11 protein-coding genes and 1 pseudogene are annotated in these 15,377 nt (G+C 39.2%); 5 read left to right on the top strand and 7 right to left on the bottom strand.

From position 1 onward, the window contains the following. The first annotated feature begins 19 nt into the window (after nucleotides 1-19). Nucleotides 20-571, top strand: a complete 552-nt coding sequence (locus BCU94_RS16100) for a hypothetical protein (RefSeq protein WP_198590902.1) — start codon at nucleotides 20-22, stop codon at nucleotides 569-571. 102 nt (nucleotides 572-673) lie between these two features. Here BCU94_RS16100 and BCU94_RS16095 read toward each other — a convergent pair. The 6 genes and pseudogenes from BCU94_RS16095 to prmB all read right to left on the bottom strand — a co-directional run. After that, a pseudogene (locus BCU94_RS16095) lies at nucleotides 674-1,195 on the bottom strand (RNA methyltransferase); the annotation flags it as partial. Between the two features lie 18 nt (nucleotides 1,196-1,213). Continuing rightward, the gene (locus BCU94_RS16090) at nucleotides 1,214-1,489 is read right to left on the bottom strand and encodes a YfcL family protein (RefSeq protein WP_076537149.1); all 276 of its coding nucleotides are present in this window, start codon (nucleotides 1,487-1,489) and stop codon (nucleotides 1,214-1,216) included. Between the two features lie 3 nt (nucleotides 1,490-1,492). After that, nucleotides 1,493-2,632, bottom strand: coding sequence for an ATP-NAD kinase family protein (locus BCU94_RS16085; RefSeq protein WP_102476951.1), 1,140 nt, complete (start codon nucleotides 2,630-2,632; stop codon nucleotides 1,493-1,495). Then, nucleotides 2,629-3,795, bottom strand: coding sequence for an MFS transporter (locus tag BCU94_RS16080; protein ID WP_102476950.1), 1,167 nt, complete (start codon nucleotides 3,793-3,795; stop codon nucleotides 2,629-2,631). The genes BCU94_RS16085 and BCU94_RS16080 overlap by 4 nt, the downstream gene beginning before the upstream one ends. Beyond that, on the bottom strand, nucleotides 3,795-4,889 hold the full coding sequence (aroC, locus tag BCU94_RS16075) for a chorismate synthase (RefSeq protein WP_102437470.1): 1,095 nt from the start codon (nucleotides 4,887-4,889) through the stop codon (nucleotides 3,795-3,797). The genes BCU94_RS16080 and aroC overlap by 1 nt, the downstream gene beginning before the upstream one ends. Before the next feature lie 56 nt (nucleotides 4,890-4,945). After that, nucleotides 4,946-5,890 carry a 50S ribosomal protein L3 N(5)-glutamine methyltransferase gene (gene prmB, locus BCU94_RS16070; RefSeq protein WP_102437472.1) on the bottom strand — a complete coding sequence of 315 codons (945 nt, stop codon included), beginning with the start codon at nucleotides 5,888-5,890 and terminating at the stop codon, nucleotides 4,946-4,948. Between the two features lie 80 nt (nucleotides 5,891-5,970). On the opposite strand from prmB, the gene smrB reads away from it, so the two are divergent. Next, on the top strand, nucleotides 5,971-6,498 hold the full coding sequence (smrB, locus tag BCU94_RS16065; RefSeq protein WP_102476949.1) for an endonuclease SmrB: 528 nt from the start codon (nucleotides 5,971-5,973) through the stop codon (nucleotides 6,496-6,498). 142 nt (nucleotides 6,499-6,640) lie between these two features. Here smrB and sixA read toward each other — a convergent pair whose 3' ends face one another. Next, complete coding sequence (sixA, locus tag BCU94_RS16060) at nucleotides 6,641-7,114, bottom strand: phosphohistidine phosphatase SixA (RefSeq protein WP_102437476.1); 474 nt, start codon at nucleotides 7,112-7,114, stop codon at nucleotides 6,641-6,643. 374 nt (nucleotides 7,115-7,488) lie between these two features. On the opposite strand from sixA, the gene BCU94_RS16055 reads away from it, so the two are divergent. From BCU94_RS16055 to BCU94_RS16045, 3 genes are all read left to right on the top strand, one after another. Continuing rightward, on the top strand, nucleotides 7,489-10,221 hold the full coding sequence (locus tag BCU94_RS16055) for an insulinase family protein (protein WP_102476978.1): 2,733 nt from the start codon (nucleotides 7,489-7,491) through the stop codon (nucleotides 10,219-10,221). 290 nt (nucleotides 10,222-10,511) lie between these two features. Beyond that, a complete protein-coding gene (locus BCU94_RS16050) occupies nucleotides 10,512-14,798 on the top strand; it encodes an EAL domain-containing protein (RefSeq protein WP_102476948.1) in 4,287 nt (1,428 codons plus the stop codon). An 88-nt stretch (nucleotides 14,799-14,886) separates the two neighbouring features. After that, nucleotides 14,887-15,377, top strand: a 491-nt coding sequence (locus BCU94_RS16045) for a hypothetical protein (protein WP_133149798.1), incomplete at its 3' end; no start/stop codon positions are given.

The raw sequence follows: 15,377 nt of genomic DNA, 5'->3' as shown, positions 1-15,377 counted from the left end.
TCAATCGACAGAGATAACAATGAATCATCTAATCCATCAAGCTTACGAAGGCGAGATTTACGGCATTGCATTTTTTAGTTACTTTGAAAATGTTGACGATAATGATGAGCAAAATAAGCTCTGGAAGGCGTTAGTGGAAGTAGAAACGGTTACCGCAGAGTTATTACTACAGCATCTTTTGAAACAACCTCAAAAATATGTGTTTAAAACCGCTGAATTAACCGCACAAGGCGATGACGATGCCAAAAAGTGGATCGACTTACCTTGGCTTGAATTAATGCAGACCTTAAGCCAATGGGTTGAACCTTATGAAGTAAAATATCGACAATGGTTACAGCAATGTCAGCTTCAAGATAGTCAAGAGAGCCGTCAATTAGCACCGACATTTGAACTTATAGCAGAACATGAAACTGCAATTTATCACTGCTTACAAGCTGAGCTAACTCGAGCCTATGCACAAGCAGAAACTCAAGTAGCAACACAAGTAACAACACAAGTAACAACACAAGTAGCAACACAAAAAAGTGGCTTGGAATATTTAAGCTCTTTTTTGAACAAATACAACAAATAGCCACTTAAGCATCTAAAAATCAGGCATAAAAAAGCTCAATAGGACATTATCTTATTGAGCTTTAGTTATTACCAGGCGATTAACGCTGATCCAATTAACCGTTTACTTTTTTAGCCAAGTTTTGACTTTGGTACGATTATTATTGTCGCGACTTTCACGAATTAATTCATCGTCTGCCGCTATTTGAGTACTTTTTGATAAGCGGTCATAAAGCAATACATTCACTGACGCAGCTAAGTTCATACAACCGACAGTTGGCACATAAACCACATCATCCGCGGCATCGATAATTTGCTGGGGTATGGTGCCATCTTCAGGGCCAAAAATATAAAATGCATCTTGCGGGTGCTCAAACAAAGGCAGCGGCGTTGCGCCAACCACTAGATCAACACAAATGATTTTTGCGCCTTGTGGCACTTGCTCAAGTAAAGACTCAACAGCGGTGAGCGGAATAGTAGCGGCCGCATTTTTGGTATCGATGTCATATTGCGCTTCACCAGAACGTGCCGCCAATGCATAACGATTGCCAGTGTAAAAAACCGAATTAGCTCGGTAACAGCCAGCAGCGCGCATAATGCCGCCAACATTTACTGGTGTTTTTGGGTTAACAAGCCCAATTGAAACAGTTTGCTTAGTCATAGATTATTTAATGTCGCTAATAATTTGACGAAGCTGTAACCATGCAGCCTTGACTAGACTGAAATCTGCTTCATCTAGTTCATCGTTTGCTAGCGCTAAACAATCGACCATTTTATCATCTAATGCATCGATGCCAGAAGTCTGCTCTTGCTCAAGCTGTGACAATACAACAGCGATATGGCCTTGCAAATAACCACTGGCAAATAACGCATCATCATCGCCATGGGCAACGTTACTTTCAATCCATGACTCTAATGCAGCATCATATTTTTCTAACATGGTTTAGCTCTCCGATAAATCTGGATTTGCCACTTGGTACATCACGTAATCGTGGTATCCAGTAACAATTTTATAATAGCCCGTAAGCTCTCTATCTAATTCTGGGTCGCCACTATCCACAATTAATGGCCTGCCTTCAAGTGCTTTTAACTTAGTTTTTGTAGCAAGGATAATAATATTGTCTTTACCAACTTGTTTTATTAGCTCTGGAGACAACTGCTGATTACCTCGACCTAATATGTGGCCTTGACCGCCAATGAGGGTAATAACCAGTTTTGTGGGTTTATGCTGAGTAAGCTCAATTAACTGCTTAGCAGTAACATCACTGGCTACTAAGGTTTGATCATGAATCACATCAACACCTAATAAGGTGTTATCGATATTGAGGTCTTCCATTAACGCAGCAACAGTAGAGCCACTGCCTATGATATACAGCTCATCTTCCATCTGACTAATCACATCAGCTGCGATATCAGCTAACACCAGTTCATCGACTTCCTTGCCGCCCATTTTTACCGCTTGAATATAACGTGGCTCTGCAGGCACCTGCATTTCACCGTATCGTTTAGCTTTTACCACACCTTGCCTAAACGCCACTTCATCAATATCCATCACGTCAGCGTCCATCAAGCTCACCAATTCACGTTTTAACAGCATTTCAACCACAACACCGGCAGCATGGGGGGTAATCGCATACACCCCAGAGTGAATCTTAACCCCAGCAGGCACACCTAACACAGGTAAAAGCGCAGTATCATCTTGCTCAATGACACTATAAATATCTCTGGCAGTGCCGTCACCACCGGCAAATAACAGTAAATCTAACGATTCATTGATCAGTGCTTTAACGGCTGATTGAGTGTCTTTAGCTTCGGTTATATTCGCAGACTGATAAACGCACTCAGTATTAAACCCAAGCTGTTGGGCTAAATCATGCCCCATCGCGCCGGATGCGGTAATAATATCGATTTGATCTTTAAATGGCAGCACAACCTCTAAAGCTTGTTGCATTCTAAGCTGCGCTTTGGGCTCAGCGCCTTTTGCAATAGCTTGCGTCGCAACACCGTCAGAGCCTTTTAACCCGACACTACCACCTAATCCAGCAAGCGGATTGATAATCAAACCTAAACGAAAACGCTTCACGAAATAACGTCCTTTTTTTTCTCTGAAATGGCCATAACGGCAAGCATAGATAAAAATGCACACATAGCGGCAAAAATCCAAGTATTGGTAGAGCCAGAACCATCACCCCAAATAAGCCCGCTTATCCAAATACCGAGCGCGCCACCAAAACCAAAGCTGATACTGGCGTACATGGCTTGGCCTTTGCTGCGATGGGCAATATCAAAATTACGATGAATAAACTGAATAGAAGCCGCATGGGTTAAACCAAAAGTAAAGGCATGCAGCGCTTGGCTAATGGATAAAATTAAGATGCTATCAACCCCATAAGCTAACAACAACCAACGAACAGCCGTTAATGCCACACTGAGTAGCAGTAATAATTTAACCCCAAACCGACCCAGTAACCTTGGTGCTAGCATGAACATTAAGATCTCGACCACAACACCAAAAGCGACAAATAACCCCGCGCTCGCTTCAGAGTAACCCGCTTGCTTTAGGTAAAGTACGAAGAAGCCATAAAATGGCCCAACACTCATCTGTAATAATAAGGCTGAGACTAAAAACCAAAATATAGGCGCGGTAATTTTTAAAGGGGGCCTTAAAGATGCATCAGCAACTTTGACTCGATTAGCAGGCAACGCCAAGGAACACAAAAACATACCGATGAATAACAGCATGCCAATTGAGGGCAATATGTCAGCGCCAAACTGGCTGATAGCAAAGCCACCAGCCACCACTAAACAAATGTAACCGACACTGCCCCAGCTTCGAATCGCGCCATAGCGATGCGCTTCATCACCCAAACTTTCAAGGGTAATCACTTCTAACTGAGCGAGAATTGCATTCCAAAAAAAGGTATAGATAAACAAGCTAATGGCAAGGTAAACCACACCAGCATCAAAGAAAAAACTGATGTAAGTTATCGCCGCGGCAGCTGATCCAAACTTAACTAACTCACTGCGCATGCCCGTTCTATCAGCGACAAACGCCCAAACGTTAGGTGCAATGATGCGTGTTCCCATGAGTATTGCCATGAGAAAACCAATTTCTTGCGCATTGTAGCCTCGGTTATCGAAAAACACACCGAGATAAGGAACCATTAAACCGAGGATGGAAAAGAAAAAGAAATAACAAGCACTGAGCCAAACTGCTTTTGGCTCAGTGCTTAACAAATTAGGCATTACTTCATTCCGATGACAGGGGTTTGGGAAACCACGTCCTGATTTTGCGCGCGATGACGAAGTAAGTGATCCATCAATACGATAGCCAGCATGGCTTCGGCAATCGGTACAGCACGAATACCAACACATGGATCATGACGACCTTTAGTGACCACATCTGCTGTGGTACCTTGAGCAGTCATACTTTGACCAGGTACTGAAATACTAGAAGTTGGTTTTAATGCAATATGCGCAACAACAGGCTGACCAGAAGAAATACCGCCAAGTACTCCGCCCGCATGGTTAGACTCAAATCCTGCTGGCGACATTAAATCACGTCCTTCTGAGCCTTTTTGGGTTACCACACCAAAGCCATCACCAATTTCAACGCCTTTAACCGCATTGATACCCATTAACGCATGAGCAATATCGGCATCTAAACGGTCAAATACTGGCTCGCCTAAACCAACAGGAACACCTGTTGCTGCCACGGTAATTTTAGCACCGACTGAATCGCCAGATTTTTTCAAATCACGCATGTATTCGTCTAGTTGCTCAAGCTTACTGGCATCAGGGAAGAAAAAGGCATTTTGCTCAACTTCATTTAAATCAACTGATTCAGCGCAGATAGGACCTAGCTGAGACATGTAACCATGGATTTCAATACCATGTACTTGCTTTAAATATTTTTTAGCTACAGCGCCAGCAGCAACTCGCATCGCCGTTTCACGCGCTGATGAACGTCCACCACCACGATAATCACGCAAGCCATATTTTTGCTGGTAAGTGTAATCAGCATGACCAGGACGGAATAAGTCTTTAATATTTGAGTAATCTTGGCTACGTTGATCGGTATTTTCAATCAATAAGCCAATCGATGTACCGGTAGTTTTATCTTCAAATACCCCTGACAAAATACGAACTTCATCAGCTTCGCGACGCGCGGTGGTATAACGAGATGTCCCAGGGCGGCGACGATCGAGATCATGCTGCATATCTTCAACGGTTAACTCAAGCCCTGGAGGGCAACCGTCAATAATACAACCTAACGCGACACCGTGACTTTCTCCAAAGGTAGTCACTACAAAGTTTTGACCAATACTATTTCCTGACATGCGTTCTGATTACCTCAGCTAAATTTTATGCTAATAGCTATTATTCACTATCCCTATTATTCACTATCTTTGTAGATGGCGAAAAGTGATTCATTTTCAACTAGCTGATCATAAGTCAATACAAACACGCCATCGCCGCCATGTTCAAACTCAACCCATGTAAATGGTACGTCTGGGAACTGCTCAATTAAATGCACCATTGAGTTACCCACTTCAACCACTAACAGACCATCTTTTGTTAGGTAGTCTGATGCATTAGCTAAAATACGCTTGGTTAAATCTAAACCATCACGACCCGATGCCAGCCCAATGGCAGGCTCATGATGATATTCATCTGGCATATCGCCAATATCTTCTTCATCTACGTATGGTGGATTAGATACGATCAAATCGTACTGCGGCCCTTTTGGGATAGCAGAAAACATATTTGACTGAATAGGGAAAACCCGATCTAGCACGTCTAAGGATTCAATATTAATTTGAGCAACTTCAAGTGCATCTTCACTGATATCTAATGCATCGACTTCTGCATCTTCAAATGCATAGGCACACGCAATTGCGATGCAGCCACTGCCGGTACATAAATCCATCACACGATGAACTGGCTTGTTATAAAGCCAAGGGCTGAAATTATTGTTGATCATTTCAGCAATTGGAGAACGTGGTACTAACACACGTTCATCAACATAAAACTCTAAATCAGCAAAGCGTGCTTTATTAGTCAAATATGGAACAGGTAGACGCTCACGAACACGGCGAATAATTAATTCCACTATTTTATGCTTTTCACTGCTGGTTAAATTGGCATGAACCACTTGCTGGCCGATTTCTTCAGGAAGGTGCAGTGCGTAAAAAACCAAAGCAATCGCTTCGTCCCAAGCATTATCAGTTCCGTGACCATAATAAATGTTGGCATCGTTAAAACGGCTAACGGCCCAACGTAACATATCGCCAACGGTTCTTAATTCGGTGACAGCTTCATCTACAAAGATTTTATCCAAAACATCGCTCCTGAAAAATTGTTCCCGCACATTGTAACTGAAGTCTATTAAGATGACCTAGAATTCAATACAATAGCAGCATGAATAAAGAAAATAACCCTGACTTTGCACTGTTTTCAGAGCACTTGGATGGTATTAGGCCATTAAACCAAGATAAGCATCATTTTAAACAGTCAGTCAAAACTAAACAACAAGTCGAAATCAAAGAACAGCAGGTTTATGCCGACAGTTATTTTTCAGATAACTATCAGCCGTTACTCCCCGTTGAAGGGCCGATGCGCTGGTTAAACGATGGTGTTGAAAAGATTGAATTAAAACGACTTCGCCGTGGTGATTACCAACCTGACTTGTTACTTGATTTGCACGGCATGCGACAAGCTGAAGCTAAACTTGAGCTTGCAGCCTTAATACAAGCCTGTGTGAAACAGCATGTTATCTGTTGCTGCGTCATGCACGGCTATGGCTCAGGGATTTTAAAACAGCAATTACCCATGTGGCTGGCTCAACACCCAAAAGTCAAAGCCTTTCATCAAGCCACTAAAGAATGGGGCGCTGATGCTGCGCTAATGGTATTGATTGATATTGGTGAGCATCCCCATAGAAGATAGCGGCTATTTACAGTTAATAACGACAAGCATTTAAATAATTATCTTGAGCCAAAACTAAAAAGAGCCTTAAAAGGCTCTTTTGTATATTAAACACTCAACCAAGATTCAATAACTGCAGTTACCTATCACTCATTGGAAGAACTTAAGCGCTTATTTGAGTTGGGGTTTGCATTAGCTCAAAATGAAAACCGTGTTCGTTTTTATCAATCGATACAATAGCCGATGTAGCAAATATCGGAGGCTCCATACCTGCAACTAATTCACTGACCATATAACCTAGAATAGGCATGTGAGCGATAACTAACACCTTTTGAGCATTGTAATGTTCAGCATAAGCTAAAATAGCATCAACAGCGATTTGAGGGCTGCCAGAAGGCGTTATATCATCTAACACTAACCATTTGTTTGGTTCCGGTAGATGTTTAGCCACTTCTTGCCATGTTTGTTGTGCCCTTAGGTAAGGACTTACTATCACTAAATCGACACTGTTTACTTTCTGCGTTAACCAATTGGCCATGGTATTTGATTGATTACGCCCAACTTGAGATAACATACGCTCTCTATCAGATGGGGCGTCAAAACTTGCTTCGCCATGGCGCATTAAAAATAGCTGCATACTTCTCTCGCTACTCATTATTATAGTGTTTATTGGCTAATTGTAGCCTTAAATAATTCATCCACAAAGAAACTATGAAGTAAAATTAATTAGTCTTTAGTCGATGTTTCTATGAATTTTATGCGTATTATTCTGAAAAGCTATTAAACTCTTTCAACAGTGTGACTAAAAGTTGCTAAAAACCGCTAACAATATCACTATATATATTCAAACTACTTTTTTAATAGTTGCAAAGTGAGCAACAAAGAACCCAAGTAGTTACTCAAGTCGTTATACAGTGCCTTCTCATCTGGAGCATTATCTTGACCATAAAACCAGACACTACACAGCCTGAAATAGTGAAAAGCCCAAATGATCATCGCCAATACCAATATATGGTTTTGGAAAATGAATTGCGGGTGTTATTAGTTGAAGATACCAAGGCTACCCATGCGGCAGCGTCCATGACCGTATCTGTGGGTCACTTTGACGACCCCACTTCGCGACCCGGCATGGCGCACTTTTTAGAGCATATGCTGTTTTTAGGCACTGAAAAGTATCCAGATTCTGGTGAATATCATCAGTTTATCAATCACCATGGTGGTACCAACAACGCTTGGACAGGCACTGAACAAACTAATTTTTTCTATAGTATTGATGCTGAGCAATTTGAAGAATCTTTAGACCGATTTAGTCAATTTTTTATCGCTCCTAAATTTGACTTAGAACTCGTTGATAGAGAAAGGCATGCCATTGATTCTGAATACAGTTTAAAGCTTAAAGACGATATTAGACGGGTTTACCAAGTACAAAAAGAATCAATCAATCCAGCACATCCATTCAGTAAATTTTCAGTGGGCAATCTGCAAACCTTAGCAGGCGACGAAGCTGATGTGCGCCAAGAATTACTGGATTTCTATCAAGAAAAATACAGCGCCAACATTATGACATTATGCCTAATATCGCCGCTATCGTTAGACCAGCAAGCTGAAAAAGTACAACAATATTTCAGTGCTATTAATAATAAAAAGATAATAAAGAGCTACCCTGACACCCCTTATTTAAGCCAAGAGTTATTACTAAAAAAAATTAATATCATGCCAGTAAAAGAGCAAAAGAGGCTCAATATTAGTTTTGCCCTGCCTAGCATGGAACCTTTTTATAAAACCAAACCACTGACTTTCATTAGTCACTTATTAGGCAATGAAAGTCCTGGTAGTTTACTGTCATATTTAAAAGAGCATGGTCTAGCCAATAATTTATCGGCAGGTGGTGGGGTCAGTGGTTACAACTTCAAAGATTACAGCATCAGTATCCAGCTAACCGACAAAGGTTTAACGCAAGTTGATGAAATCGTAACCTGCACATTTGAATACCTTGAATTAATTAAAGAGTCAGGCATTGAGCCTTGGCGTTATCAAGAAAGAGCAAGCCTGTTATCTACAGCCTTTAAATTTCAAGAACAAATCAAAAATCTAGATCTTGCCAGCCACCTTAGTATCAACATGCAGCACTATGATGTTGAAGATGTGGTTTACGGTGATTACCGAATGGATAAACTTATTGAGACAGAAACTCTTGAGTTACTTCATTATTTTAATCCTAACAACATGCGTACTCAGTTACTCTCAAAGGAAGTAAGTACTGACACTCAGGCGCAATGGTATTTTACCCCTTACTCTATTGAGGAGATCTCAAAAGAAAAAGTGGCCCATTGGCAGCAGGTAAAACCAAGAAAAGAACTAAAATTACCCCTTAAAAATCCTTTTATCGTTGACGACCCACAAGCTAGAAATGAACTAAGTACCAGTGCTGTGCCGACCATTGTGGCTGAAGATGAAGGTTACCGTTTTTGGCATCGTAAAGATGATGAGTTTAACGTACCCAAAGGACATTTATATTTATCCTTGGACTCAGATCAAGCTAGCCCCACCCCAAAGCATGCCGCGTTAACAAGACTGTATGTTGAGATGGTGCTAGATTACCTCGCTGAAGCCACTTATCAGGCTGAAGTAGCAGGACTAAATTATAATATTTACCCTCATCAAGGTGGAATAACACTGCATCTAACCGGCTTTACCGGTAATCAAGAAACGCTATTAGCTTTAGTAATTGAAAAAGCCAGAGAGCGAAACTTTACCCAAGATAGGTTTAAGCTTATCAAAAAGCAGCTTATCCGCAGTTGGACTAACGCAGCCCAAGCCAAACCCATCGCGCAGCTCTTCACTAGCTTGACTGTGACACTGCAGAAACGCTCTTACGAGCCCACTAGAATGGCAGAAATGCTAGAGGAAGTGACACTAGATGAATTACATGAACACGTAGGGGCATTTTATGAAAAAATTTATGTTGAAGGTTTAGTCTATGGTGACTGGTTAGCGAGTGAAGCCCAGCAACTGGCGAGACGCTTAAAACAGGTTCTGTCATTGGTAACAAAGCCCAGTAACGAATCTAGTCGCGAACTCATTAATCTGTCTAATCGCGGCATGTTAATGCGCGAACTCAACATTGAGCATCAAGACAGCGCGATCATTATTTACTACCAATCAAAACAAACAACTCCCCATCAAATTGGGCTGTTTAGTTTATTAAATCATACGATGTCTTCGACATTTTTCCATGAACTCAGAACAGAAAAACAACTTGGCTATATGGTCGGAACGGGCTATTTACCTTTAAATCGACACCCGGGGATGATTTTCTACATCCAATCACCCACAACTGCGCCACGAAAGCTTCTTGAAGCCATCGATGAATTTATCGCGGACTTTAACTATGCAGTCATGCAGATAACCAAGGGGCAGTGGGAAGCTACTAAGCAAGGTTTGATCAACCAAATTTCAGAAAAAGATGCTAGTTTGAAAAGCCGAAGCCAACGCTACTGGGTCTGTCTTGGTAATCGTGATTATGAATTTAATCAAAGGGAAAAAGTAATAGAGGAAATTAAAAAGCTCACCCGCGCTGATTTGATTAAGTTTATCGTAGAAAATATGCGCTCAAAGCACAGTGACCGATTAGTGTTATTTAATGTTGGAGAGCAGCATCAACAACTTGAGCCTATTGCTAACACTCAAGTGATAACAGACTTGAAAGGCTTTAAGCAGCAAGCAGAGAAGTTTAATTTTTGAGAAACGTAATATTTTTCACCCGTAACTTAATCACATAATTAATTGTTACTACTTTACTAAACTGCGCATAAATACAGCAACCCAGTGGAATACGCTATAAAAACGTTAAAATTAGATAATTATGAAACAAATAACACTAAATAAACACTATATGCCCTACAAAGAAAACACTATACTGATCATTCACAACCTTAGAAATCAACCATTTTTTGACAAAGGCTTAACTTTCTGAAAAAGTGGTACTTTATTGTAAATAATTATCAATTGCAGCAGACAAAAGTATCCTTAATATGTCAATGATTAGACCATTCTTAATATGCGCATTTTTTATTCTTCAAAGCATTTCTCACTCAGCTATGTCTGCTGGCGCAGATGACTATGAATTAGTCCTAAATACCGATCGATATAATGTTGAAGACGGCTTATCACAATCAAATGTCACTAGTATTGTAGAAGATAGGCAGGGTTATATATGGCTTGGTACCGTCAATGGGCTTAATCGGTTTGACGGTGTTAATTTTAAACATTTCTATGCAGATGACAGCCAATCCAGTTTACCTAGTTCATTCGTAAAAACATTGCTAATTGATAAAAAAAATAGACTCATTGTTGGTACCGATAAAGGGCTTGCTGTCTTTGATGAGAATTCTGAAAAATTTAACCCTATTTTAATAGACGGTAAAAAAATTGATGAATCAATTTGGTACCTATCCCACCTCTCTGAAGGCATTGCTCTAGGTCTCAACAACAAGGTTATCATCCTAAATGAGAAATTAAATAGAGTAATCTGGAGTTTTGAAAGTAAAGTGTTACATGAGGTAAAACGAATAATTCAAATTGGTGATAATTTTTTTATAAGAAACTATAATGGTCAGGTTTTTAAACTGTTTGAAAATGACTTAACAATTGTCGGGCATCACTCCAATGATATAGCTAGGTTAAATGATGAATTAATTATTTCAACAAATGATGGTTTATACAGTTTCAAAAACAATACTACAACTAAATTTTCAGATCTCGCTTTAACATACTTGGAAAGCTCTCTAAATAAAAACGAATTAATATCAATAGCAGGTTCAAGCATTGTAACTTTTTCATCTAAAAAAGAAATAAAAAAACTAGGGTACATTAATAAAGAAGGCGCAATCAAGCGTCCACTGATAAAAGAAACCAAATCTGCAATTATTGTTGCTGACATTCATGATGGTTTGATAAAAATCGAACGAAGCAAAAATCTAATAAAAAACTCAAAACTAGTAACTAATAATATTTGGTCAATTACTAAAGACAATAAAAACATTTTTATTGCTATGGATTCATCAGAAGTAAAAGTATTAGATAGTACACTAAAAGAGCAATCTTCAATAAAACTAGATAATGCATCAGGTCCAAAGTCAATAGAGTTACTAGGGCGAGAACTATATATAGGTAGTATAAACGGACTGTTTAAAGTTAATTTAGACACTCTAATAATTGAGAAGATACTAGATGAAAAAATAACATACATTAAGAGAGATGAAGTTAGAGAAATTATTTATTTATCTACAATTAATGGGAAAATATTAATCCTAGAAAACAATAGAATAATTCAATCTATGGAAACAGGGGAACGTTATCCTATTTTTCAACTAATAAGAAAGGGTGACACATTTTGGGCTGCTACTCAAGGCGGATTATTCAGAATAACTGAAGATAAAAGTGATAAAATATATAGCACAAGTATGGTGACTAGTCTTGCTTTGGATGGAGAGAATTTGCTATTTGGAACAAGGGATTCACTAATAAAACTTTCAACTAACGATCTTAGTCTAAAAACTATATATAAAAATAATAAATTAGTATTTTCAATTGAAATATTTAACGACTTCATAGTATCGTCTTCAGCTACAGAAATAAATATCACAAATAAGATAAACCTATCCAACACCACTATTACAAATAAAAATGGTGCCCAGAGTGACTATAACTCTGTTAGTTCACTAGCAATTGATAATTATGCTTTATTTACAGGGTCGGGCGGGATAAGCATCGTTAACCCTAGAGAAATATACAATGAAGTCATTAGCAGTAGTTCTTCAAATGTATCCTTGATAGATCTTCAACTTTTTAACATCTCTGAAAAGGTTGGCGGAAATGTATTATCAAAACCAATTAACAACCAAGACTCTATAACTTTAAAATACTCAGACTACCCTTTCTCATTTACTTTCATTGCACCTGGGAAGTACCTTGAAGACTATGACTTCTATTACCAGATGGAAGGACTAAATGACGACTGGTTACCAGCACAAAAGACTAACTCTGCTACGTACACGAATCTATCTGCAGGTACTTACTATTTTAATGTCTATGCAGTAAATAATTTATCTGGAAAGCAAGGCCCAACAAAATCGATTAAGGTAACTATTACCCCACCTTGGTATTTATCTTTTGAAGCAAAACTATCCTATACCGTATTGGGCTTATTAATATTGCTACTCATAGCCAAGACAATTTTACGCAGACGAGAAATACAAAAACAAATAGCCCTTAGTGAAGAAAGATTAAAATTATCACTATGGGGTAGCGGTGATGAAATGTGGGATTGGGATATTGAAACCGGTGAAATTTACCGATCCAATATCTGGGGAACATTAGAGTTTCCTCAAGATGGCCATCGCTCAGGAAAACCTGGAGAAGAAAGCAATATTCACCCCCTCGATCAAAATAGAGTTAAAACAGCCCTTAATGACCACTTTAAAGGGCTAACAGATCATTTTGAAGTTGCATACCGCGTTAAAAGCCTTCAACACAAATGGGTTTGGGTACTAGATAGAGCAAAAATTGTTGAAAGGGATCACAAAGAAAAACCGCTGCGTATGACGGGTACCATCAAAAACATCAATAATATTAAACAAACCGAAGAACAATTAAGACTATTCGAAAGAGCAATTGAAAACATTTCTGAAGGCATGTTTATTCTAGATGACAAATTTCATTTTGTTGAAGTCAACGATGCTTGTTGTCAATTAACCGCCCAAAACCGAGCTGAATTTCTTGGACAATTATTTAACTTTACTCGTTACCCTGACAGCTACTCTAACCAAATTCACGCAGCTTTGGCCCAACAGGGCAGCTGGAGTAATGAAGTAGAGGCCAATCGCGGAGATGGTAGCCATTTCTTAATGGAGCTCACCGTCGATGCTATATACAACGAACAAGGCGAAACCAGTCATTACGTAGGGGTATTCTCAGATATTACTCGTCGTAAACAGCAAGAAGAAGAACTACGCAAATTAACCAATAGTGATTTGCTCACCGGGCTACCTAACCGTTCTAGTTTACAAGTAACCTTGAACAATCTAGTGAAAAAAGACGTCCACCATACATTAATGGTATTGGATTTAGATAATTTCAAACGTATTAACGACTCGCTAGGCCACCAAACTGGTGATGCGTTACTTATTGATGTCGCTCGTAGGCTTCAAGAAAATATTCCAAATCACGTTAGTTTATATCGTCTTGGCGGTGATGAATTTGCCATCTTAGTTGACCATAACCCTGATATTGGTTCATGTGCGGCTATCGCCTCTCGAATAATAGACTCATTGAAACAAGAGTTTAAAGTTGATAACGAATCCCTCGTTATTAGCTTAAGTATCGGGATAGTTTTATACCCTGAAGATGAGCAAAATGAACAAGCCCTATTAAGAAAAGCAGATATCGCTATGTATCATGCCAAATCAGGGGGTGGCAATCGTTACCAATTCTATTCAGAGTCTTTAAACAAAAATGCGCTACGCCAATTAGAAGTAGAAAACTTGATCCGAGAAGGATTAAAAGAAGATTACTTTGAAGTCTATTACCAACCCAAAGTCGATTTAAAACAAGACAGCCTTGCTGGAATGGAAGCTTTAGTTAGATTAGTTCATCCGGAATTTGGTGTCATCCCGCCAAATGAATTTATTCCACTTGCTGAAGAAAATGGTTTAATTGTCGAAATTGGCGATCTGGTTTTACGTAAAGCCTGCTTTGCAGCACAGAAGTGGCGCGAACAAGGTGTATTTAACGGCCGTGTAGCCATAAACTTATCTTCAAGACAGTTTGCCCTACCTGATTTACAGCAACGCATATTAAGTGTATTAGAGCTCACAAAGCTCCCAGCTTGTCACCTTGAACTAGAAATTACTGAAAGTACCATTATTAAAAATCCAGATAATGCCATCAAAGTAATGAATCAGCTTGCCCAAATGGGGGTGACTCTAGCCCTTGATGATTTTGGTACTGGGTATTCATCGCTTTCATATCTCAAACATTTCCCAATTCATTGTTTGAAAATTGATAAATCTTTTGTGGATGATATCGATAAATCAGATCGTGATTTAAAAATGGTCGATAGCATTATTACTATCGCACATAACATGGGCTTATCTGTTGTCGGAGAAGGTGTAGAAGAAACCGCGCAATTAAATATATTAAAAGCCTTAAAATGTGAAGAAATCCAAGGCTACATCTTTAGTAAGCCTGTTCCAGAAAAAGATTTCACCGAATTATTAAACATCAATCAAAAAAAACAAAGTAAAAAAACCGCCATTTAAGCAACATTGGCATAACAACTGCAATCCTCTATTCAGATGTCAAATAAAAGTTAACACTTTAATTAACCCTGAATAGAGAGATTAAACAATGATTAATGGAATTATCGTAGCTGCAATTTTATCTTCAACTTCTAACGCTGCTATTAATACGACGGAAACAGTTTTAGTTAACCTACCTAACCAAGGTCAATATATTGGAAATCCACATATTAATCATGCATCTGCTAGTACTGAATTAGCACATAGCCCTTATATAAAGTACTCTGAAGCTACTACTGAATTAGCTCACAGCCCTTATATTAAGTACTCTGAAGCGACTACTGAGTTAGCTCACAGCCCTTATATCAAATACTCTGAAGCGACCACTGAATTAGCCCATAGCCCTTATATTAAGTACTCTGAAGCGACAACTGAATTAGCCCATAGCCCTTATATTAAGTACTCTGAAGCGACTACTGAATTAGCTCACAGCCCTTATATTAAGTACTCAGAAGCAACGACTGAGTTAGCGCATAGCCCTTATATTAAGTACTCAGAAGCAACGACTGAGTTAGCTCACAGCCCTTATATCAAATACTC

It is taken from the genome of Shewanella sp. 10N.286.52.C2 (assembly GCF_002874545.1).
Lineage (GTDB): Bacteria > Pseudomonadota > Gammaproteobacteria > Enterobacterales > Shewanellaceae > Shewanella.
The sequence above is the reverse complement of the archived record's forward strand: the minus strand, read 5'-3'. Positions and strand labels throughout refer to the sequence as shown.